Annotated in this window: 18 protein-coding genes and 1 tRNA gene; 15 read left to right on the plus strand and 4 right to left on the minus strand. The window is 69.0% G+C overall.

Annotated elements, in window-relative coordinates; translation table 11 throughout:
- Nucleotides 1-5 precede the first annotated feature (5 nt).
- From ccmA to RAB70_RS15870, 10 genes are all read left to right on the plus strand, one after another.
- A complete protein-coding gene (gene ccmA, locus RAB70_RS15825) occupies nt 6-653 on the plus strand; it encodes a heme ABC exporter ATP-binding protein CcmA (protein ID WP_017907305.1) in 648 nt (215 codons plus the stop codon).
- A complete protein-coding gene (gene ccmB / locus RAB70_RS15830; RefSeq protein ID WP_017907306.1) occupies nt 650-1345 on the plus strand; it encodes a heme exporter protein CcmB in 696 nt (231 codons plus the stop codon). The genes ccmA and ccmB overlap by 4 nt, the downstream gene beginning before the upstream one ends.
- A gap of 128 nt (nt 1346-1473) precedes the next feature.
- Nucleotides 1474-2223 (plus strand): heme ABC transporter permease CcmC, encoded by a 750-nt coding sequence (gene ccmC, locus RAB70_RS15835; protein WP_010343777.1) that lies wholly within the window; start codon nt 1474-1476, stop codon nt 2221-2223.
- The gene (locus RAB70_RS15840; protein ID WP_010343776.1) at nt 2220-2396 is read left to right on the plus strand and encodes a heme exporter protein CcmD; all 177 of its coding nucleotides are present in this window, start codon (nt 2220-2222) and stop codon (nt 2394-2396) included. The genes ccmC and RAB70_RS15840 overlap by 4 nt, the downstream gene beginning before the upstream one ends.
- Complete coding sequence (gene ccmE, locus RAB70_RS15845; protein ID WP_010343775.1) at nt 2393-2842, plus strand: cytochrome c maturation protein CcmE; 450 nt, start codon at nt 2393-2395, stop codon at nt 2840-2842. The genes RAB70_RS15840 and ccmE overlap by 4 nt, the downstream gene beginning before the upstream one ends.
- A gap of 171 nt (nt 2843-3013) precedes the next feature.
- Complete coding sequence (locus tag RAB70_RS15850; protein WP_148828635.1) at nt 3014-4948, plus strand: heme lyase CcmF/NrfE family subunit; 1935 nt, start codon at nt 3014-3016, stop codon at nt 4946-4948.
- Nucleotides 4948-5553 (plus strand): DsbE family thiol:disulfide interchange protein, encoded by a 606-nt coding sequence (locus tag RAB70_RS15855; RefSeq protein ID WP_148828636.1) that lies wholly within the window; start codon nt 4948-4950, stop codon nt 5551-5553. Before RAB70_RS15850 ends, RAB70_RS15855 begins: the two co-directional genes overlap by 1 nt.
- Nucleotides 5550-6008 carry a cytochrome c-type biogenesis protein gene (locus RAB70_RS15860; RefSeq protein WP_148828637.1) on the plus strand — a complete coding sequence of 153 codons (459 nt, stop codon included), beginning with the start codon at nt 5550-5552 and terminating at the stop codon, nt 6006-6008. The genes RAB70_RS15855 and RAB70_RS15860 overlap by 4 nt, the downstream gene beginning before the upstream one ends.
- Before the next feature lie 4 nt (nt 6009-6012).
- The gene (locus RAB70_RS15865; protein WP_148828638.1) at nt 6013-7044 is read left to right on the plus strand and encodes a cytochrome C biogenesis protein; all 1032 of its coding nucleotides are present in this window, start codon (nt 6013-6015) and stop codon (nt 7042-7044) included.
- Between the two features lie 313 nt (nt 7045-7357).
- Complete coding sequence (locus RAB70_RS15870; protein ID WP_148828639.1) at nt 7358-8470, plus strand: homoserine O-acetyltransferase; 1113 nt, start codon at nt 7358-7360, stop codon at nt 8468-8470.
- Between the two features lie 288 nt (nt 8471-8758).
- Here the strand turns inward: RAB70_RS15870 and RAB70_RS15875 are convergent, their stop codons facing one another.
- The 3 genes from RAB70_RS15875 to cydD form a co-directional block, all read right to left on the minus strand.
- On the minus strand, nt 8759-10630 hold the full coding sequence (locus RAB70_RS15875) for a S8 family serine peptidase (RefSeq protein WP_192578926.1): 1872 nt from the start codon (nt 10628-10630) through the stop codon (nt 8759-8761).
- Between the two features lie 268 nt (nt 10631-10898).
- Complete coding sequence (gene cydC / locus RAB70_RS15880; RefSeq protein WP_148828641.1) at nt 10899-12596, minus strand: thiol reductant ABC exporter subunit CydC; 1698 nt, start codon at nt 12594-12596, stop codon at nt 10899-10901.
- Nucleotides 12593-14311 carry a thiol reductant ABC exporter subunit CydD gene (cydD, locus tag RAB70_RS15885; protein ID WP_225851610.1) on the minus strand — a complete coding sequence of 573 codons (1719 nt, stop codon included), beginning with the start codon at nt 14309-14311 and terminating at the stop codon, nt 12593-12595. The genes cydC and cydD overlap by 4 nt, the downstream gene beginning before the upstream one ends.
- Nucleotides 14312-14583: 272 nt before the next feature.
- On the opposite strand from cydD, the gene RAB70_RS15890 reads away from it, so the two are divergent.
- The 5 genes from RAB70_RS15890 to RAB70_RS15910 all read left to right on the plus strand — a co-directional run bounded on the left by RAB70_RS15890 (nt 14584) and on the right by RAB70_RS15910 (nt 18258).
- A complete protein-coding gene (locus RAB70_RS15890; protein ID WP_017910523.1) occupies nt 14584-16173 on the plus strand; it encodes a cytochrome ubiquinol oxidase subunit I in 1590 nt (529 codons plus the stop codon).
- Nucleotides 16174-16192: 19 nt separating this feature from the next.
- Entirely contained in the window at nt 16193-17344 is a 1152-nt protein-coding gene (gene cydB, locus RAB70_RS15895; RefSeq protein ID WP_148828643.1) for a cytochrome d ubiquinol oxidase subunit II, read from the plus strand.
- 23 nt (nt 17345-17367) lie between these two features.
- Nucleotides 17368-17499 carry a cytochrome bd-I oxidase subunit CydX gene (gene cydX, locus RAB70_RS15900; protein ID WP_148828644.1) on the plus strand — a complete coding sequence of 44 codons (132 nt, stop codon included), beginning with the start codon at nt 17368-17370 and terminating at the stop codon, nt 17497-17499.
- Nucleotides 17500-17559: 60 nt separating this feature from the next.
- A tRNA-Pro gene (locus RAB70_RS15905) sits at nt 17560-17636 on the plus strand.
- Nucleotides 17637-17928: 292 nt separating this feature from the next.
- Entirely contained in the window at nt 17929-18258 is a 330-nt protein-coding gene (locus RAB70_RS15910) for a hypothetical protein (protein ID WP_249042305.1), read from the plus strand.
- A 349-nt stretch (nt 18259-18607) separates the two neighbouring features.
- Here RAB70_RS15910 and RAB70_RS15915 read toward each other — a convergent pair whose 3' ends face one another.
- Nucleotides 18608-20524 (minus strand): CocE/NonD family hydrolase, encoded by a 1917-nt coding sequence (locus RAB70_RS15915; RefSeq protein ID WP_148828645.1) that lies wholly within the window; start codon nt 20522-20524, stop codon nt 18608-18610.
- Nucleotides 20525-20733: the final 209 nt, after the last annotated feature.

A 20733-nucleotide genomic window follows, 5' to 3' on the forward strand; every position in this document is an offset into this window, starting at 1 on the left:
CGCCGATGACCGATCCGCTGTACACCGCCCCACCGCTACTGGCCGCGCACGGGCTCACGTTCGCCCGCGACGACGCCGCGGTGTTCGGTCCGCTGGACTTCCACCTGGATGCCGGCGAGGCGCTGCTGGTGCAGGGCGACAACGGCGCCGGCAAGACCACCCTGCTGCGGGTGCTGGTCGGCCTGCTGCGCGCCGAGGCCGGGCGCATCGAGATCGATGGCCACCCGGTGCGGCGCGGCGACCGCGCCCGCTTCATGGCCTACCTGGGCCACCTGGGCGCGCTGAAGGCCGACCTGAGCACCCTGGAGAACCTGCACTACCTGTGCGGCCTGCAGGGGCGCCGGGCCAAGCAGATGCCCGGCAGCGCGCTGGCCATCGTCGGCCTGGCCGGCTACGAGGACACCCTGGTAAGGCAGCTGTCGGCCGGGCAGAAGAAGCGCCTGGCGCTGGCGCGGATGTGGCTGTCGCCGGCGCCGCTGTGGCTGCTCGACGAGCCCTACGCCAACCTCGACCTGGACGGCATCACCCTGGTCAACCGCATGATCGCCGCGCACCTGCGCAGCGGCGGCGCGGCCCTGGTCACCACCCATGGCGCCTATGCCGCCCCCCCCGTGCGCACGCGCATGCTGACCTTGAGCGGAGTCGCCGCATGAGCCTGGCCACGCCCGTTCCTTCGCTGTGGCAGGCCACCCGCGCGCTGCTGCTGCGCGACCTGCGCCTGCTGTGGCGGCGCCGCGGCGACGCACTGCAGCCGGCGCTGTTCGCCCTGCTGATCGTGGCCCTGTTCGCGCTGGCGCTGGGCAACCAGCCGCGCCTGCTCGGCGAGGTGGCCGGCGCCGCGCTATGGCTGGCGGTGCTGCTGGCCGGCCTGCTGGCGCTGGACAGTCTGTTCCGCAGCGATGCCGAGGACGGCTCGCTGGAGCAATGGCTGCTGGCGCCGGTGCCGCTGGCCTGGCTGGTGCTGGTGCGGGTGCTGCTGCACTGGGTCACCACCGCCTTGCCGCTGATCGTGGCCGCCCCGCTGCTCGGCGAATTGCTGCACCTGCCACATGACCGCATGCCGGTGCTGCTGGCATCGTTGGCGCTGGGGACCCCGCTGCTGAGCCTGCTCGGCGCGGTGGTCGCGGCGCTGACGGTGGGCATGAAGCGCGCCGGCATCCTGGTCGCGCTGCTGGCCCTGCCGCTGTACGTGCCGGTGCTGGTGTTCGGCGCCGGCAGCGTGGCGGCGGCGGCGCAGGGCCTGGATCCGGCCGGCGGCCTGCTGTTGCTGGCCGCGGGTCTGGTCGCGGGGCTGGTGCTGGCGCCGTTGGCGGCGGCCGCGGCGATCCGCATCTCGCTGAGCTGAGCCGTTGGCGCAGCGCCGGCGCGGCGGCGGCCGTACCATGCAAGCGCAGTGTTCCCTCGCCGTTCCGTCGTTGTCGCATCGAATGTTGTCGCATCGAAGCCCGCCTTCCGCCAGCTAGAATCGTCCGCATGGCCTCTCTCGTCCGCTGGTTCCACCAACTCGGTTCGCCGCCGACCTTCGATCGCTTCGCTGCGCGCTGGACGCCGTGGTGCTACCTGGCGGCGCTGCTGCTGGCCGGCGTGGGCATCTGGCAGGCCCTGTTCGTGGTCCCGGCCGACCGCCTGCAGAGCGACGCCTTCCGCATCCTCTACATCCATGTGCCCAGCGCCTGGATGAGCCTGTTCGTGTTCGGCCTGATGGCCGTGTACGCGGCCATCGCCCAGGTCTGGCGGATCAAGCTGTGCGAGATCCTGGCGATGGCCTGCGCGCCGATCGGCGCCGCCTTCACCCTGATCACCCTGCTGACCGGCAGCATCTGGGGCAAGCCGATGTGGGGCGCCTGGTGGGACTGGGACCCGCGCCTGACCACCGAGCTGATCCTGCTGTTCCTGTACATCGGCGTGATGGGCCTGTACCTGGCCATCGAGGACCGGCGCACCGCCGCGCGCGCGGCCGGGCTGCTGGCCATCGTCGGCGTGGTGCTGCTGCCGGTGATCCGCTATTCGGTGGTGTGGTGGAACTCGCTGCACCAGGGCCAGACCATCCGCCTGTTCGGCCAGTCCAGCATGGACCCGAGCATGCTGCCGCCGCTGTGGCTGATGGTGGCCGCGACCAAGTTCTGGTTCGCCGGCTCGCTGCTGGCGCGCGCGCGCGCCGACAACCTGCGCCGCGAGGCCGGCAAGGACTGGGTGACGCAACTGGCGGAGGCACGCGGATGAACTACCTGCCGTATGTGGTCGGTGCCTACGCGGTGTTCGCCGGGGTACTGCTCGCCGATTTCGTGCTGGCGCGGCTGCAGGTGCGCAACGCGCTGCGGGCGGCACGGCTGCGCGCACAACGCAAGCGCCAGGCCAAGGCCGAACCGGCGCCGCCGCTGGAGCTGAGCCGATGAACCCACAGCGCAAGCGCCGCCTGCTGTGGCTGATGCTGCTGGTGCTGGCCGCCGGCCTGACCACCACGCTGGTGGCGATGGCCCTGCAGCGCAATGCCGCCTACCTGTACACCCCGGCCGAAGTGCTGGCCGGCAAGACCGGCGCGCACGCGCGCTTCCGCCTCGGCGGCATGGTCGAGAAGGGCTCGTTCCAGCGCGCCCCGGGGTCGCTGCAGTCGCACTTCCGGGTCACCGACGGCGATGCGCAACTGACCGTGCGCTACGACCGGATCCTGCCCGACCTGTTCCGCGAGGGCCAGGCGGTGGTGGCCACCGGCAGCATGCACGACGGCGTGTTCGTCGCCGAGGACGTGCTGGCCAAGCACGACGAGACCTACATGCCGAAGGAGCTGGCGGACAAGATGGGCAGCGCGCATCGCAAGCATGATGTGGGGGCGATGCAGTGAGGGGCGGGAACCGGGATTGGGGAATGGGGAATCGTCGAAGCAACAGCGCTGGCCCGATCGTTGGCACCACCAAGCATCGGCGACGGAACCCCGGGGAGCAATCTCGCGCCACGTGTATCCCGCAATCCGCTGCGCGTCCCGCCCTGCCCGCTCGCGCGTTCCGCAAGCACCATGCTGCCTGAGGTCGGTCAGCTCCTGCTGATCCTCGCCCTGCTCACCGCCGTGCTGCAGGCGCTGCTGCCGCTGGCCGGCGCGCAGCGCGGCGATGCGCGCTGGATGGCGGTGGCGCGGCCGGCGGCGTTCGCGCAGCTGGCCTTGGTGGCCGGCGCCTTCGCGATCCTCACCCATGCGTTCGTGACCCAGGACTTCTCGGTGGCCTACGTCGCCGAGAACTCCAACTCGCTGCTGCCGCTGGTGTACCGCTACTCGGCGGTGTGGGGCGCGCACGAGGGCTCGCTGCTGCTGTGGACGCTGATCCTGGCGCTGTGGACCGGCGCGGTCGCGCTGTACTCGCGGCGTCTGCCGGCGCACGTCGTCGCGCGGGTGATCGGCACCCTGGCACTGGTCAGCATCGGCTTCCTGGCATTCCTGCTGTTCACCTCCAACCCGTTCGCGCGGCTGCTGCCGGCGCCGCTGGAAGGGCGCGATCTCAATCCATTGCTGCAGGATCCCGGCCTGGTGATCCATCCGCCGCTGCTGTACGCCGGCTATGTCGGCTTCGCGGTGCCGTTCGCCTTCGCCATCGCCGCGCTGCTGGACGGCCAGGTGGATGCGCGCTGGCTGCGCTGGACGCGGCCGTGGACCAACGTGGCCTGGGGTTTTTTGACCATCGGCATCGCCCTCGGCAGCTGGTGGGCATACTACGAACTGGGCTGGGGCGGCTGGTGGTTCTGGGACCCGGTGGAGAACGCCAGCTTCATGCCGTGGCTGGCCGGCGCGGCGCTGCTGCATTCGCAGGCGGTCACCGAGAAACGCGGCAGCTTCGGCGCCTGGACCCTGCTGCTGGCGATCGCCGCATTCTCGCTGTCGCTGCTCGGCACCTTCCTGGTGCGCTCGGGCGTGCTGACCAGCGTGCACTCGTTTGCCGCCGACCCCGCCCGCGGCCTGTTCATCCTGGTGTTCCTGAGCCTGCTGTGCGGCGGCGCGCTGCTGCTGTATGCGCTGCGCGGCGGCCGCGTGGCGGCGGCGGCCGACGAGGCGCGGCAGCGCTTCGCCCCGGCCTCGCGCGAGACCCTGCTGCTGGCCAACAACCTGCTGCTGACCTGCGCCTGCGCCATGGTGCTGCTGGGCACGCTGTATCCGCTGCTGGCCGATGCGCTGGACTTGGGCAAGCTGTCGGTGGGGCCGCCCTACTTCGGCACCTTGTTCATCGTGCTGATGGCGCCGCTGGTGGCGCTGCTGCCGTTCGGCCCGCTGACCCGCTGGCAGCGCGAACAGGCGTCGCGGCCGCTGGCGCTGCTGGCGCCGTGGGCGGGCCTGGCGCTGCTGGCGGGGGCGATCGGCTTCTTCCTGGCGCCGCAGGGTGCGTGGAAGACCGCCGCCGGCGTCGCCGCCGCGGCCTGGGTGCTGCTGGGCACCGCGCGCTTCGTATGGAGCCGGCGCCAGCTCAAGGGCAGCCGCTTCACCGCCGAGATGCTGGGCATGACCCTGGCGCACACCGGCATCGCCGTTTTTCTGGCCGGCGCGTTGCTGGTCGAGGCCCTGGAGCAACAGCGCGAAGTGGCGCTGGCGCCCGGACAGCACCTGGAGCTGGGCCGCTACCGTTTCGAGCTGCAGGGACTGGACCAGCGCAAGGGCCCCAACTACATGGCCGAACGTGCGCACGTGCAGGTGCTGCGCGACGATCGCCCGCTGGCGCTGCTGCACCCGGAAAAGCGTCTTTACGCCAGCGGCGGCCAGAACATGACCGAAGCCGGCATCCACCCCGGCCTGTTCGGCGACGTCTACGTCGCCCTCGGCGAGCCGCTGGGCGGCAACGCCTGGGCGATGCGCGTGCACGTCAAACCCTTCGTGCGCTGGATCTGGCTTGGCGCGGCGCTGATGGCGCTGGGCGGTTTCGTCACCGCCGCCGACCGGCGCTTCCGTCGTACCCCGGAGACCCCCTGATGTCCGCTCCCGCTCCACGTCGCCTGCCGCTGCCCGCCATCCTGCTGGGTGCGCTGTTCTTCCTCGGCCTGCTGGCGTTGATGGTGTATGCGGTGCAGCGTTCCGGCAGCGCCGATCGCGACGCGCTGCCCTCGGCGCTGATCGGCAAGCCGGCGCCGGCGTTCGAACTGCCGCTGCTGCACGACGCCTCGATCCGCGTGCGCAGCAGCGAGTTGCTGGGCGCGCCGTACGTGCTCAACGTGTGGGGCAGCTGGTGCCCGGCCTGCCGCGAGGAACACCCGGTGCTGACCCGCTTCGCGCTCAGCAAGCGTGTGCGGGTGATCGGCTACGACTGGAAGGACACCCGCGAGGACGCGCTGCGCTGGCTGGAGCAGTTGGGCAATCCGTTCCTGGCGGTGCTGTTCGACCCCGAAGGGCGCACCGCAATCGACTGGGGCGTGGCCGCGGCGCCGGAGACCTTCCTGGTCGACGCGCGCGGCGTGGTGCGCTGGAAGCATGCCGGCCAGCTGACCGATGCGATCATCCGCGACGAACTGCTGCCGGCACTGGAGCAGGCCGAGCGCGACGCCCCGCCGACGCGCGCCCAGGGCAAGGCCACGCCATGAGCCAGCACCGCCGGCCTGCGCTGCGGCTGGGCCTGCTGGCGCTGCTGGCGTGGTCCACGCTGGCCGGCGCCGAACCGGTGTCCGATCCGACGCCGCTGGCCTACCGCTCCGCCGCCGAGGAGACGCGCTTCCATGCGCTGACCGCGGAACTGCGCTGCGTGCAATGCCAGAACCAGTCGCTGGCCGACTCGCACGCGCAGATCGCCATGGACCTGCGCCGCGAAGTGCTGGAGCTGATGCACCAGGGCAAATCGGATGCGCAGATCAAGCAGTTCCTGGTCGATCGCTACGGCGAGTTCGTGCTGTACCGGCCGCAACTGGAAGCGCGCACCTGGCTGCTGTGGTTCGGCCCCTTGCTGCTGCTGGCCGGCGGCGCCGTGGTGCTGATCCGGATGGTGCGGCGACGCGCGCCGGCAGCGACCGCGCTACCGCTGCAGGACGAACAGGAATGGTGAGGCGATGCTGAGCTGGGGCATGTCGGCCGCGGCGGTGGCGCTGGCGGCGCTGGTGTTCGCGGTGGTGCTGTGGCCGCTGCGCGGCGGCGGCCGCAACGGTGCGGTGCTGGCGGTGGCGATCCTGGCGCTGGGCGTGGCGACGGCGGCGCTATATGCGCTGGTCGGTACTCCACGCGCGCTGCAGGCGCAGAACCGCGAGGCACCACGCACGCTCGAGGACGGCGTGAAGCAACTGCAGGCGGCGCTGGCGAAGGATCCCAACCGGGCCGACGGCTGGGCCTTGCTCGGCCGTAGCCAGATGTCGCTGGGGCACAACGCCGAGGCCGCGGCCGCATTCGCGCGTGCGGTGCGCCTGGCGCCGGAACAGGCGCCGTTGCTGATCGAGGCGGCCGAGGCGCGGGCGATGGCCAACCCGCAACGGCAGTTCGACGACCAGGCGCTGGCCTGGCTGCAGCACGCCCTGCAATTGGCGCCGGGCAGCGAACGCGGCGCCTGGTTCCTCGGCATCGCCCAGCGCCAGCGCGGCCAGGACGCCGCCGCCGCGGCCACCTGGGAAGCGCTGTTGCCGCGCGTGGATGCGGCCACGGCCGCGGCGCTGCGGCCGCAGATCGATGCGGCGCGCAGCGCGGCCGGCCTGCCGGCCTTGCCCGCCGCCGGCGCCACGGCGCAGCCTGACAAGGCGCCGGCGACCGCCGGCCTGACCGTGGCAGTGTCGCTGGACCCGGCGTTCGCCGCCCGCGTGCGCCTGCGCGGCGACGCCAGCGTGTTCGTGATTGCCCGCGTGCCGGGCGGTCCGCCGATGCCGGTGGCGGTGCAGAAACATCCGCTGCAGGCGCTGCCGTTGCGGGTGACGCTGAGCGACGCGGACAGCCCGATGCCGACGCAGAAGCTCTCGCAACTCAAGCAAGTGCAGGTGATCGCGCGGCTGTCGGCCAGCGGTAATGCCATGCGCCAGGAGGGCGATCTGGAATCGGCGCCGGTGACGGTCACCCTGCCGGCGACCGCGCCGGTGGAGCTGGAGATCGGCAAGCCGTAGCGCAAGCAGTCATGTGGGAGCGACCGTGCCTGATCGGGACCGTCCGGTCGCGACCAGGCCAAGACGCCAGCAAGAATGCGAAACGTCGTTGCAGGAGCGGCTTCAGCCGCGACACGCTCTACCGGGAGTCCTGTCGCGGCTGAAGCCGCTCCCACGAGGCAACAGCGTGTCGGACTGGATCGCGGTGGAAGCGAATGATCAGACGCGCAGTAGATCCGGCCCGGCGTCACTCACGGACGCCATTGCGGCCCGACACGCTCCATCCCGCACCACGCATACGCCGGATGCGCAATCGCGCGGCTAGAATCGGCGCATGACCGAATTCATCCCGCCCGGCAGCCGCTTCCACACCCTGCCCTCGCCGTTCCCGATGAAACGTGGTGGCCAGCTGCATGGCGCGCGGGTCGCCTACGAAACCTGGGGCACGCTGTCGGCCGCGCGCGACAACGCGGTCCTGATCGTCACCGGACTCTCGCCCGACGCGCATGCCGCAGCCAATGCCGACGATCCCACGCCAGGCTGGTGGGACGGCATGCTCGGCCCCGGCAAGCCGATCGACACCCAGCGTTGGTTCGTGATCTGCGTGAACTCGCTGGGCAGTTGCAAGGGTTCGACCGGCCCGGCCTCGCCGCATCCGGACGACGGCAAGCCGTATCGCCTGCGCTTCCCGGAGCTGTCGATCGAGGACGGTGCCGACGCCGCCGCGCAAGTGGTGCGGGCACTGAACATCGCGCAGTTGGCCTGCGTGATCGGCAACTCGATGGGCGGCATGACTGCGCTGGCGCTGCTGCACCGGCATCCCGGCCTGGCCCGCAGCCACATCAACATCTCCGGCAGCGCGCAGGCACTGCCGTTCTCGATCGCGATCCGCTCGCTGCAGCGCGAGGCGATCCGGCTGGACCCGAACTGGAACGGCGGCGACTACGACGAAGCCACCTATCCCGAGTCGGGCATGCGCATGGCGCGCAAGCTCGGCGTGATCACCTATCGCTCGGCGCTGGAATGGGACGGCCGCTTCGGCCGCGTGCGGCTGGATTCCGACCAGACCGACGACGATCCGTTCGGCCTGGAATTCCAGGTCGAGAGCTACCTGGAAGGCCACGCCCGCCGCTTCGTACGCCGTTTCGACCCGAACTGCTATCTGTACCTGAGCCGCTCGATGGACTGGTTCGACCTGGCCGAACCCGCCGGCGGCGACGTGCTGGCCGGCATCGCCACGATCCAGATCGAGCGCGCGCTGGCGATCGGCGCCAACACCGACATCCTGTTCCCGGTGCAGCAGCAGCAACAGATCGCCGACGGCCTGCGCGCCGGCGGCGCACTGGCGCAGTTCCTGGGGCTGGATTCGCCGCAGGGCCACGATGCGTTCCTGGTCGATTTCGCGCGGTTCGGGCCGGCGGTGCGGGCGTTTCTCGACGCACTGTGAGTGGTGCGGCGTACTGGCCGCACCACTCCATCATGCGGTGCCTGGCGATGCCGCCATCGGCAAGTCGAGATGGACTTACCTCAAGATGCATCCCGTTCGATGAGTTGAGCTACCTCCGAACACATCGCACCTCTTAGATCGCCCGCGCGTAACCGCTACCACGGCCGTACGCACTGACCGACTGAAACGCTGGCGACACACGGAACTAGAAAGACAGGAGCGAGAGCACGGCAGATCCTTTGCCGTACTCTCGCCGATCGTTGCAGCAGAACGCCGGCAACGGTGATATCAGTTGAACCGCGGCATGTCCGCCAGCGCCGTGTTCTGGATCAGCGTCTCGCCATTGAACTCGAAGTAACGGCCATAGGCGGTGATCACCTCATGCCGATTGCTTTTGAGCTCACGCGTGTCGAACTTGCACGCCTCGCCTGCCGGCCCGTAATTGCAGATCTGCTGATAGCGCGCAACGCTCTGCAACGGGCCGGAAGCAAGCAGATTGCCGTTGGCGTCCCACATCCAGTACTGCCCGTACGCGTTGACCGACTCGACCAGACCGCCCCACTCCGGGAACACGACCAGCGAGCGCGTGTCGAACACGCAGGGATTCTTTCCTTGGCAAGGGCCAGCCGCATACCGCGGGACGTCTTTCAGTTCTCCACCCTGCGGACCAAACGGCTGGCCGTTGGCGTCGAAGTTCCAGTAGCGACCGTAAGCGGTAATTGATTCAAGATAGCCCACACCCGGGTAGTCCACTTCAGTGCGAGTTTCGAACTTGCACGCATAATGAGAGCCCACAAATTCCTGCGTACATGGTCCGTTTCCGGCTGCATAACGCGGCACGGCACTCAGCGGCGCTGGCCTTGCCGAATGCTGTCCCTGGGTATCGAACTTCCATAGATGACCATAGGCAATCACAGACTCAGTGCCATCAGGGCCTTCATCAATCGCGTCAAGCACACACGCAGTCGGCCGAAGCGAATCATCGCCGAAATTGTACAGGCATGGACCGGGAATCTTTCCATTTCCTACCATTGAACGAGCCCAGTTAACGGCCGCCTCTGCGTTTAGCAAGCCCGCACCACACCGGTTGTCAGCGCAGGCCATCGGCGTCGCCGTGCTTTTCAGGATGTTCTTGATCTGATCGGGCGTCAGCGCAGGATTCGCAGATAACATCAATCCGATCGTCCCACTGACGTGTGGCGCCGACATTGAGGTTCCCGAAAGAAAGCGATAACACGACGTCAATCCATCGCCGTTTTTCACCGCCCAAGCAGAGAGCACGCCGACCCTCGTCACAGCGTTGACCTGCGAAATTGGATTTACTATCCCGGGACAATCACCTAGTCCAGCGCCATAAACCCCTTCATCGCGAGTCGCGCCGCCACCAGGCGCCATCAACGTCAACGATGCCCCGCCATTGGTGTAAGGGGCCTCAAGATTCATCTGATCGGTCGCCCCGACAGAGATGACTCCGGGACAAGAAGCTGGCCGCACATGAGCCACATCGACCCACGAGCCGGAAGCTGCTTGGTCGTAGATTATCCCTGGCGCATTGTGGTTACCAGCCGAAGCTACGATCGAAACGCCCGCGACCAGCGCCTGGGAGATGGCACGATTAGTGTACTGGTAGTCGTCACAAGTACTGGTCGGGTCCGCCAGACTTAGATTGACGACCCTTGCGCCAGATTGGACTGCAACCTTGATCGCTGCAGCCAGGTTAGCATCACTGACGCCCTGATAGATTCTGCTCGAAAGAATCTCGCACTGTGGGCAGACACCGGCGACACCTTGTCCATTTTGTGTTTTAGCGCCAATGATTCCGGCCGTATGGGTTCCATGTGCAAACCCGCCATCTTCATTGGGGTTACCTCCATTTATTCCGCGATAGAAATCTCTACCGCTTCCATCCTGGGCCCACGTAATATCCGGGTGTCCGGAATACCCAGAATCGATCGTGGCAATTCGAATCTTCTGGCCATTCGCTGGCGCCAGCGCCCAGGCTTGCGGTGCGCGAATCGCGGAAAGATTCCATTGCTGCGCCGAAAGCGGATCGTTGGTAGGCGCCTGTGCGTGGACCGAGCTACTTAGTGAAAGTCCTATCAATGCCCCTAAGCGTACTAGGGCAGACAAACGTTTCTTTGCGAACATTGTTCCAGACATAAGTGAAACTCCTTTTCTCTGATGGGCAACCCCCTGTCGCCCGGTCATCCGGAAAGAAACTGACTACCGCTTCGCGGTGTTCGTTCCGCATCACCGACCGTCGCGAAATTCTAGAGCGGTGACGTCTCACAGGCCGACACTGACGGCGCGTTGTATACCATCAGAGAATCTCGTCCCAGTTGCCATCGTTCTGCGACGTGCGTGCTTGGAGGTCGCCGCCATTCGTGGCACACGTGCGCCACGCGTGACCAGTCACGCTGCGCGTGTCTCACACCGTGTCATCGCCCGACGCTTCGACGCTGCGCACGAGCCGCCCGTCCTGCAACCGATAACGCACATGCACCACTCCCTCTGGCAGCGCATCGTGACTGATCAGCAGCAGGCTGCGCTGGCCCAGCGCCTGCGCCAGGTCGCGCAGCAGCGCCTGCGCGGTGTCCACGTCCAGGCCTTCGGTGGGTTCGTCCAGCACCAGCAGCGGTGCCTCGCGCAGCAGAGCACGGGCCAGGGCCAGGCGCCGCGCCTGGCCGGCGGACATGGTGGCGCCGTTTTCGCCGAGCCAGGCGTCGAGGCCACCGACTTCGTGCAGCCAGGCGTCGAGCCGCACGTCGGCCAGTACCCGCTGCAGGCGCGCATCGTCGGCCGATGGATCGCCCAGGCGCAGATTGTCGCGCACGCTGCCGGCGAACACCGGCGCGCCCTGCGGCAGCCAGGCGACGCGGCGATGCCAGTGCGCCTCGGCGACCTCGCGCAAATCCGTGCCGGCGAAGCGGACGCTGCCCTGTTGCGGGTCCCACAGCCGCAGCAGCAGCGCCGACAGGGTGGTCTTGCCGCTGCCGCTGTCGCCGGAGAGGGCGATGCGCTCGCCCGGCGCGATGCGCAGGGACACACCGTCGAGTACGCGCCGCGCCTCGCCCGGCCAGGCGAACACCACGTCATCGAACTGCACCTCGCCGGTCGCCGGCAGCGAACGCGGTTGCGCCGGGTCTAGCACCGGTGGCGCCTGCCCGGCGATCGCCTGCAGGCGCCGCGCGGCGACGCGGCCGGACTGCAGCGCCTGCCAGGCCAGGCCGGCCCCGGCCCAGACCTCGAGCAGGGCCACGGTCAGGAACACCAGGCCGGCGGCCTGTTCGGCGCTGATCGCGTCGGCACGCGCCGCACCCAGCGCCACCCACAGCATCGCCAGCAGGCCCAGCGCCGCGCACAGCGCGTGCAGCGCGTTGCCGCCGATCAACCGCTGCCGCTGGCGCCGGTCTTCGCTGCGCAGCGCCTGTGCGCTGGCATCCACGCGCGCGATCCAGGCGGCTTGCGCGTCGAGCGCGGCCAGGTCGGCGGCGCCCTCCAGCCCTTCGTAGGCCAGGGTGCGCAAGGCTTCGCGCTGCTGCGCGCGTGCGCGTTCGCGGGCCTCGCCGCCGCGCGCCACCACCCACGGCACGCCGAGCCCGATCGCCAACGCCAGCGCGGTCAGCACCAGCGCCGCCGGCCCGTGGATCGCCGCTGCCGCGGCAATGCCGATCGTGCCGACGCCGAGCAGTGCGGCCAGCGGCGCCAGCGCGCGCACCACCAGGCCGTCAACCTCGCCGATGTCCGACATCAGCCGTGCCAGCAGTTCGCCGGTGCGGCTGGCGCCGAGCCGTGCCGGTGCCAGCGGCAGTGCGCGGCGGAAGAACCACACCCGCAGGTCGCGGGCGATGCGCAGGGTCGCGTCGTGTCCGACCAGCTTTTCGCCGTAGCGCGAGGCGATGCGCGCGAAGGTCAGTGCGCGAATGCCGGCCGACGGTGAGAAGAAGTTGAAGCCGCTGCCCATGCCGACCGCGCCGGCCAGCGCCGCGGCGGTGAGGAAGCCGCCGGACAGGCCGAGCAGCCCGACCCCGGCCAGCATCGTGCACAGCACCAGCAGCGCGGTCAGCAGCAGCCGGCCGAGATGGCGGCCGAACACGCCGCGCAAGCTGTCGCGGGTGCCGCTCATGGTTGCGCTCCCTGGGTCGCGGCGGAGGCGTTGCGGGCCGGCAACCGCAGCACGGTATCGGCCCAGCGCATCGCCGCCTCGCTGTGGGTGGCGACGATCACGCTGCGGCCGCGGGCGAACTCCGCCAGCGTGCGCAGCAGGTCCGCCTCGGTGTCCGCATCCAGGAACGCGGTCGGTTCGTCCAGCAACAGCAGTTCCGGATCGCGCAGCAACAGTCGCGCCAGGCCGATGCGCCGCGCCTCGCCGCCGGACAGGCCGAAACCACGCTCGCCGATCGGCGTGTCCAGCCCCTGCGGCAGACGCGCGGCGAAGCGCAGCACCTGCGCCGCCTCGGCGGCGGCATGCAGTTGCGCAGCGCTGGCCTGCGGATCGGCCAGGCGCAGGTTGTCGGCGATGCTGCCGTGGAACAGATACGGCCGCTGCCCGGCGTAGCCGATGCGCAGTCCCTTGCGCACCTGCAAGGTACCGGCACGCGGCGGCAGCCACCCGGCCAGCGCTTCCAGCAGCGTGCTCTTGCCGCTGCCACTGGGGCCGACCAGGGCCAGGCGCTGTCCGGCATGCAGATCGACATCCAGGCCCTGCACCGCGTCGCAGCGCGCACCCAGCGGCCGCAGATGCAGCGCGCGCGCCTGCAGCAGCGGTACCTCGCGCGACGCGCTTGTGGAAGGCGCGGCGACGGGCATTGCCTCGGCAGCGGCGTCGTTCGGCACGACGGCCCCCTCGGCGTGCGCAGCCGGCGCATCCGTGGCCTGCGGCAGGCTTTCCAGCAGGCGCTCCACCTCGGCCGCCGCGGCCAGCGCATTGGCGCGGTCGTGGTAATGCGCGGCCAGGCGCCGCAGCGGCGCATAGAACTCCGGCGCCAGCAGCAGGCAGAACACGCCGGTGCCCAGGGTCGGCACGCTGCCGTGCAGGGCGATCATGCCGAGGTAGCTCAGGCCCAGGTACAGCGCGACGATCGCCACGCTGACCGAGGCGAAGAACTCCAGCACGGTGGACGACAGGAACGCGATGCGCAGCACTTTCAGCGTGCGCTCGCGCACGCCCTCGGCGGCAGCGGCGATCCCGCGCAGTTCGTCGTCGCCGCGCCCGTACAGGCGCAACAGGCCCAGGCCCTTGAGGCGGTCGGCGAAGTGCCCGCCCATCCGCGCCAGTTCGCGCAACTGACGGCGACCGGCGGCCTCGGCGCCCCAGCCCACCAGCATCATGAAGATCGGCACCAGCGGCGCGGTGAACAACAGGATCAGACCGACCACCCAGTCGCTCCACGCCACCGCCAGCACGATCAGCAGCGGCACCACGCTCACTTCCCAGCGCGCGGGCCGGTAGCCGGCGTAGTAGCCATCCAGCGCATCGCCATGCGCCAGCAGCAGTTCGCCGAGTTCGCCGTTGCGCTGCCCACGCAGCCACAGCGGCCCGCGCTGCAGCAGTTGCCGGTACACGCGCCGACGCAATTCGAGTTTGGCCGCATCGGCGACATCGCCGGCAGCCCGCTGCGCGGCGACGCCGAGCCCGGCGCGCAGGACCAACACCAGCGCCAGCAGGCCCAAGGCCGGCAGTGCCTGCGCCAGGTCACGGCGTTCGACCAGCAGCGCCTGCACCAGCCAGGCGATGGCGCCGGCCTGCACGATCAGCAGCGCGCCGGACGCGCTGATCGCCGCCGCAGCCAGGCGCTGGCGGCCGCGCGCGGCCACGGCCAGGGCCTCCAGCCAGCGCATGCGCTGCTGCCGCTGCTGCGGCGTATCGGCGGGCAGTGCAGTGGACGGCTCGGCGGAATCGGTCAAAACGGGCTCGGCGCGGCGAACGAAGTCGCCAGTTTAGCGGGAAGGCGCTTCCGGACCGGAACCGCCGTGGTCGCCACGATGCCGGGCGCCCCGGTTCCGCACATTGATCTGAATCAAGGTCGAACGCGCCGCAGCGGCGGAAGATCGCCTCCAATCTCCCGCCACTCGGCCACCCAGATGCACATCTTCCACGAGGTAGCACAGCCATGATCGACACCACTGTCGTAGAGCTGTCGCGGCTGCAGTTCGCCATGACCGCGATGTACCACTTCCTGTTCGTCCCGCTCACCCTGGGCCTGTCCTTCATGATCGCGATCATGGAGAGCGTGTACGTCATGACCCGCAAGGACGTGTGGCGGCGCATGACCCTGTTCTGGGGCGTGCTGTTCGGCATCAACTTCGCGATGGGCGTGGCCACCGGCATCGTCATGGAGTTCCAGTTCGGCATGAACTGGTCCTACTACAGCCACTACGTCGGCGACATCTTCGGCGCGCCGCTGGCGATCGAAGGGCTGATGGCGTTCTTCCTGGAGGCGACCTTCATCGGCCTGTTCTTCTTCGGCTGGAGCAAGCTCACCCCGGTCAAGCACCTGATGGTGACCTGGCTGATGGCGCTGGGCACCAACCTGTCGGCGGTGTGGATCCTGATCGCCAACGGCTGGATGCAGAACCCGACCGGTGCGGTGTTCAACCCGGACACCATGCGCATGGAAGTGGTCGACTTCATGGCGGTGGTGTTCAACCCGGTGGCGCAGGCCAAGTTCGTGCACACGGTCAGCGCCGGCTACGTGACCGGCGCGGTGTTCGTGATGTCGATCAGCGCGCTGTACCTGCTGCGCGGCAAGCACCGCGACATCGCCCGGCGTTCGTTCGCGGTGGCCGCCGCGTTCGGCCTGGCCTCCTCGCTGTCGGTGGTGGTGCTGGGCGACGAGAGCGGCTACGCCGCCAACGAACACCAGAAGATGAAGCTGGCCGCGATCGAGGCGATGTGGGAGACGGAGCAGGCGCCGGCCGACTTCACCGCCTTCGGCATCCCCAATCAGGCCACCGGCAAGAACGACTACGCGATCAAGGTGCCGTACCTGATGGGCCTGATCGCCACGCGCTCGTTGAACACGCCGGTGCCGGGCATCCTGGAACTGGTCAAGCGCGCCGAGCACCGCGTGCGCGGCGGGCAGATCGCCTACGGCGCGCTGCAGCGGCTCAAGGCCAACCGCAACGACGCCGAGGCGCGCGCGGTGTTCGATCGCCACTGGCAGGACCTGGGCCACGGCCTGCTGCTCAAGCGCTACCGCGAGGACATCCTCAACGCCACCCCGGAGGAGATCGCCAAGGCCGCACTGGACACGGTGCCGCGCGTACTGCCGCTGTTCTGGACGTTCCGGGTGATGGCCGGCCTGGGCTTCTACCTGATCGCGTTCTTCGCCGCCGCGCTGTGGTTCTCGTGCAAGCACAATTTCGAGGACAAGCGCTGGTTCCTGAAGCTGGCGCTGTGGACACTGCCGATGCCGTGGATCGCGATCGAGTGCGGCTGGTTCGTGGCCGAGTACGGCCGCCAGCCGTGGGCGGTGGAAGGCGTGCTGCCGACCTTCTATGCCGCCTCCGGCCTGGCCCTGCACGACATCCTGATCACCCTCGCCGGCTTCGTGGCGATCTACACCACGCTGCTGATCATCGAGATCAAGCTGATGCTCAAGGCGATCCGCAAGGGGCCGGACGACCTGCCCGCGCTGCTGCAACCCGCCCCGCGTCCCGTCACCCCGATCGCCGCACCTGCGGCCGCCGGCCACCTCTGACCCCGGCAGGAGACACACCATGGATTTCATTGCATTGGACTACACCACGCTGCGCGTGATCTGGTGGCTGCTGCTGGGCATCCTGCTGATCGGCTTCGCGGTGATGGACGGATTCGACCTGGGCGTCGGCGCGCTGCTGCCGTTCGTGGCCAAGACCGACGCCGAACGCCGGCTGGTGGTCAACACCATCGGCCCGGTCTGGGAAGGCAACCAGGTCTGGTTGATCCTGGGCGGCGGCGCGATCTTCGCCGCCTTCCCGCCGCTGTACGCGGTGAGCTTCTCCGGCTTCTACCTGGCGATGTTCGTGATCCTGTTCGCGCTGATCCTGCGCCCGGTCGGGTTCAAGTTCCGCGGCAAGCTGCCCGGCCAGCGCTGGCGCAACGGCTGGGACTGGGCGCTGTTCGTCGGCGGCTTCATCCCGGCGCTGATCATGGGCGTGGCGGTGGGCAACGTGCTGCTGGGCGTGCCGTTCCACTTCGACGACACCCTGCGGGTGTTCTACACCGGCAGCTTCTTCGGCCTGCTGATGCCGTTCGCCCTGCTCGCCGGTCTGCTCAGCGTGAGCATGCTGGTGGCGCACGGCGCGGCGATGCTGGTGCTGAAGACCGACGGCCCGGTGGCCGAGCGCGCGGCGCGCTACGGCAGCGTCGCCGCCCTGGCGGCCTGCGCGCTGTTCGCCGGTGCCGGGGTGTGGGTGGCCACCGGCCTGCCGGGCTACGCGGTCACCTCGCAGGTGGTCACCGACGGCGCCACCAACCCGCTGCTGAAGACCGCCGTGCTCGGCGAGGTGGGCGGCTGGATGCACAACTACAAGACCATGCCGCTGACGGCCCTGGCCCCGGCCGCCGGCCTGCTCGGCCTGCTGCTCAGCGCGGCGCTGTTGCGCAAGCGCCGCGGCGGCCTGGCGTTCATCGCCTCCGGTGCGGCCATCGCCGGCATCATCCTGACCGTGGGCTTTGCGATCTTCCCGTTCCTGCTGCCGTCCTCCAGCCAGCCGGGCTCCAGCCTGACCGTGTGGGACGCCTCCAGCAGCCACCTGACCCTGTGGATCATGCTGCTGGCCACCGTGGTGTTCCTGCCGATCATCCTCGGCTACACCACCTGGGTGTACCGCGTGCTCAAGGGCAAGGTCACCTCCGCCTCTCTGGACGACAACCCCAACGCGTACTGACGCGCCCGCAAGGAGAAACGATCATGTGGTACTTCGCCTGGATTCTCGGTGTCGGCCTGGCCTCCACCGCCGCCATCCTCAACGGCATGTGGTTCGAGGCGCGCGAGCGCAACGCCGCGGATGCCGCCGCGGACGCGGCCGCTGCGGGGGACTGAAATTTTTTTGCAAAGGCGCTTGCCGAATGCGGAAGACCTCCGTATCATGTGCGGCTCCTTCGGGGTGTAGCTCAGTCTGGTAGAGCGCTACGTTCGGGACGTAGAGGTCGCAGGTTCGAATCCTGTCTCCCCGACCAGTTTCAAGGTCACAAGAAGCCTGGAAAACCACAGTTTTCCGGGTTTTTTTGTGTCTGCAATCCGGGATAGGCCGCGCGGTGCGGTGACACCCCTCCTGCCCCTGCCCCGGCCAGCACGCGTCCTCTCGGGGCCGCGGCGGCTTGACTCCATGGCCTGGCTTTTCGCCACAATGGTGGCGGGGAACCGGCGCATTCATCCCCACCTCCTTCCTTGGCGACCAAGCGTGCCGGAAGCGAGGTGGCGGGCATGTCCGTTTCGACGTTCACGACTCAGACAAACGGACACGACACCATGAAACTGCAAGCGGCACTCTGCCTCTCGTTGATCGTTTTGTATTGCGCACCCGCAGCAGCGGTGACCGAAACCGACAAGCAGGTGGACCGACTCGGCGTGCAGGGCGTACAGGGCGGCGCGACTGCCTACTTCAGCGTCAAGGATGCGCTCTCCACCACCTGCAAGTTCGACATCGTCTACCTCAACCTCGGCGACGAGTTCGGCAAGGCCGCCTATGCGAGCCTGCTCGCCGCGCAGACCTCGGGCAAGAAGCTCTCGCGCTTCGAGTATTGGCAATCCGCTCCAGGCGAAACCTGCACGCTCTCGCTGGTCGAATCGCACAGCTGATCGGCACTGACTACGGCCGCGCTCAGCGCAACCGCGCCTTCAACAGCGGCCGCAGCAGGTAGTTCAGCACGCTGCGCTTGCCGGTCAGGATGTCGACCTCGGCCACCATGCCCGGGATGATCGGCAACGCCACCGGCATGGCCAGGTTCTGCGTGACTGCGTGCGTCCCTCCATCGGCTGCGTTCGCGAACCGCGCCGGTAAACGATTGCATCGACAGGCGCAGGCGACACCGTGCGGCCGGCGCGCCCGAGCAGCGCCCGGCCCTGTCATGGCGATCGGCCCACCGAACCCGGACGGTCGGCAGCGCGACGCGTGGCGTCGCGCGCCGCCGATGCGGCACTCTCTGGCTCAGTACACCGGCAAACTGATGAAACTGGCCTGCTGCGGCGTGTGCCAGATCCGCTGCGTCGCCTTCTGGTAATCGCCGGGCTTGGCGAAGTAGATGTTGGGCACGTAGGTCTGCGGATTGCGGTCGTACAGCGGGAACAGGCTCGACTGCACCTGCACCATCACCCGGTGGCCGCGCTCGAAGGTGTGGTTGGCCGTCGGCAGGCCGAAGCGGTAGGCCAGCGGCTGGTTCGGGGTCAGCGGCGCCGGATGCTCGAAACTTTCGCGGTAGCGGCCGCGGAAGATCGCCAGCGACACCGGCAATTCGTAGCCGCCCAGTTTCGGATCGGACGCCATCTGGTCCGGGTACACGTCGATCAGCTTCACCACCCAGTCGCTGTCGCTGCCGCTGGTGGAGGCCTGCAGGTGCACCTGCGGCGCGCCGGCGATGCGCAGCGGCGCCTGCAGCGGTTCGCTGACGAAGGTCAGCACGTCCGGGCGGCCGTCGACGAAGCGCTGGTCGTGCACCAGCCAGGTGGTCCACATGTCGCGGTCGCCGAACACCACCGGGCGCGGCACGAACGGCACCGGCTTGGCCGGGTCGGACACGTATTCGGTGTACTCGCCCTGCCCGGCCTTGGGCGCCTCGAACGAGACGCGGCCGCCGGCCTCCAGGTACAGCGGCTTGCTCTGCGCCGGGCAGCCCTGCGCGCAGCTCAGCGGCCAGCGCTGCAGGCGGTCCCAGTGGTTGGCGCCGGTGTCGTAGATCAGCACCGGCGGCGTGTCGGCCTTGGGCGCGCCGTCGACCAGGTACTGATCGAAGAACGGCTTGAGCACGTCGCGGCGGAACTGCAGCGCGGTATCGCCGTCGAACTGCAGTGCGCCCAGCGAGGCGCCCTCGTAGTTGACCTGGCTGTGCCGCCACGGCCCCATCACCAGGTAGTTCTTGTCGTTGCCGGTATCGCGCGGCTCCATCGCCTCGTAGCTGTGGATCGCGCCCCACATGTCTTCCTGGTCCCACAGCCCCTGCAGCCACATCGTCGGCACCTTCAGCGGGGTGCGCGCCATCACCTTGTCCAGCGCCTGCTCCTGCCAGAACGCGTCATAGGCCGGGTGCTCGGTGAGCTTGCGCCACCACGGCAACTGCTCCAGCCCGGCGGCCTTGGCGTAGTCGCCGGCCGAACCGGCGCGCAGGAAATTGCTGTAGTCGTCGTAGCCCTGGCGCGGGATGCCCTCGCCCTTGCCGCGCCGGGTCATCTGGCCGGTGAAGTAGTCCAGGTTGACCTGGCGGAAGGCGCCGTAGTTGAGCCAGTCGTCGCCCATCCAGCCGTCGATCATCGGGCTTTCCGGCGCGGCCACCTTCAGCGCCGGATGCGGATCGGCCAGCGCCATCACCACGGTGAAGCCCTCGTAGGACGAGCCGATCATGCCGACCTTGCCGTTGGATTCGGGCACGTGCTTGACCAGCCAGTCGATGGTGTCCCAGGCGTCGGTGGCATGGTCGACCTTGGTCGGGTTGAGCGGCCCGCGCAGCGGCCGGGTCACCACGTAGTCGCCCTCGGAGCCGTATTTGCCACGGATATCCTGGAACACGCGGATGTAGCCGCCATCGACGAACACCTCGTCGCCCTGCGGCAGCAGATCGCGCATGTGCGGCGAGGCCAGCCGGCTGGCACGGCCGCTGGCGTCGTAGGGCGTGCGGGTCAGCAGCATCGGCGCGCCGTGCGCGCCCTTGGGCAGCACGATCACCGTGTGCAGCTTGACCCCGTCGCGCATCGGGATCATCACCTCGCGCTTGATGTAGTCGTTGGCCGCGGTCGGCGCGACGAAGGGCTTGCCGGTGATGTCCGGGGTCATCGGCGCGGTCTGGGCGAACGCGGTGCCGGCGGTGGCGAGGGCGACAGCAGCGGCGAGCAGGCAGGGAGCGAGGCGGCGCATGGGCATTGGATCCCGAAAGGAGACGAATCCGCGACGCTAGGCGACGGCGCCTCACTCGGCAAGTGACAAAGGCTGGGTCGCCGGCCCTCGCCGTTGGCGCCGCGGGCACGCGAGCGCGCAGGCACGCCATGCCAATCAGCTCAGGTGGCTGCCCTGCCCCAGCTCCACCGACACGACGCAGATCACTCCCTTGCCAGGCAGCTCAGGCG

It is taken from the genome of Xanthomonas sontii, from assembly GCF_040529055.1.
Lineage (GTDB): Bacteria > Pseudomonadota > Gammaproteobacteria > Xanthomonadales > Xanthomonadaceae > Xanthomonas_A > Xanthomonas_A sontii.

Excerpts from the sequence above, each read along its gene's own strand:
- ccmA (WP_017907305.1), top strand. The coding sequence starts at position 6 with ATGACCGATCCGCTGTACACCGCCCCACCGCTACTGGCCGCGCACGGG.
- ccmB (WP_017907306.1), top strand. The coding sequence starts at position 650 with ATGAGCCTGGCCACGCCCGTTCCTTCGCTGTGGCAGGCCACCCGCGCG.
- ccmC (WP_010343777.1), top strand. The coding sequence starts at position 1,474 with ATGGCCTCTCTCGTCCGCTGGTTCCACCAACTCGGTTCGCCGCCGACC.
- RAB70_RS15840 (WP_010343776.1), top strand. The coding sequence starts at position 2,220 with ATGAACTACCTGCCGTATGTGGTCGGTGCCTACGCGGTGTTCGCCGGG.
- ccmE (WP_010343775.1), top strand. The coding sequence starts at position 2,393 with ATGAACCCACAGCGCAAGCGCCGCCTGCTGTGGCTGATGCTGCTGGTG.
- RAB70_RS15850 (WP_148828635.1), top strand. The coding sequence starts at position 3,014 with ATGCTGCCTGAGGTCGGTCAGCTCCTGCTGATCCTCGCCCTGCTCACC.
- RAB70_RS15855 (WP_148828636.1), top strand. The coding sequence starts at position 4,948 with ATGTCCGCTCCCGCTCCACGTCGCCTGCCGCTGCCCGCCATCCTGCTG.
- RAB70_RS15860 (WP_148828637.1), top strand. The coding sequence starts at position 5,550 with ATGAGCCAGCACCGCCGGCCTGCGCTGCGGCTGGGCCTGCTGGCGCTG.
- RAB70_RS15865 (WP_148828638.1), top strand. The coding sequence starts at position 6,013 with ATGCTGAGCTGGGGCATGTCGGCCGCGGCGGTGGCGCTGGCGGCGCTG.
- RAB70_RS15870 (WP_148828639.1), top strand. The coding sequence starts at position 7,358 with ATGACCGAATTCATCCCGCCCGGCAGCCGCTTCCACACCCTGCCCTCG.
- RAB70_RS15875 (WP_192578926.1), bottom strand. The coding sequence starts at position 10,630 with ATGTCTGGAACAATGTTCGCAAAGAAACGTTTGTCTGCCCTAGTACGC.
- cydC (WP_148828641.1), bottom strand. The coding sequence starts at position 12,596 with ATGAGCGGCACCCGCGACAGCTTGCGCGGCGTGTTCGGCCGCCATCTC.
- cydD (WP_225851610.1), bottom strand. The coding sequence starts at position 14,311 with ATGCGCTGGCTGGAGGCCCTGGCCGTGGCCGCGCGCGGCCGCCAGCGC.
- RAB70_RS15890 (WP_017910523.1), top strand. The coding sequence starts at position 14,584 with ATGATCGACACCACTGTCGTAGAGCTGTCGCGGCTGCAGTTCGCCATG.
- cydB (WP_148828643.1), top strand. The coding sequence starts at position 16,193 with ATGGATTTCATTGCATTGGACTACACCACGCTGCGCGTGATCTGGTGG.
- cydX (WP_148828644.1), top strand. The coding sequence starts at position 17,368 with ATGTGGTACTTCGCCTGGATTCTCGGTGTCGGCCTGGCCTCCACCGCC.
- RAB70_RS15910 (WP_249042305.1), top strand. The coding sequence starts at position 17,929 with ATGAAACTGCAAGCGGCACTCTGCCTCTCGTTGATCGTTTTGTATTGC.
- RAB70_RS15915 (WP_148828645.1), bottom strand. The coding sequence starts at position 20,524 with ATGCGCCGCCTCGCTCCCTGCCTGCTCGCCGCTGCTGTCGCCCTCGCC.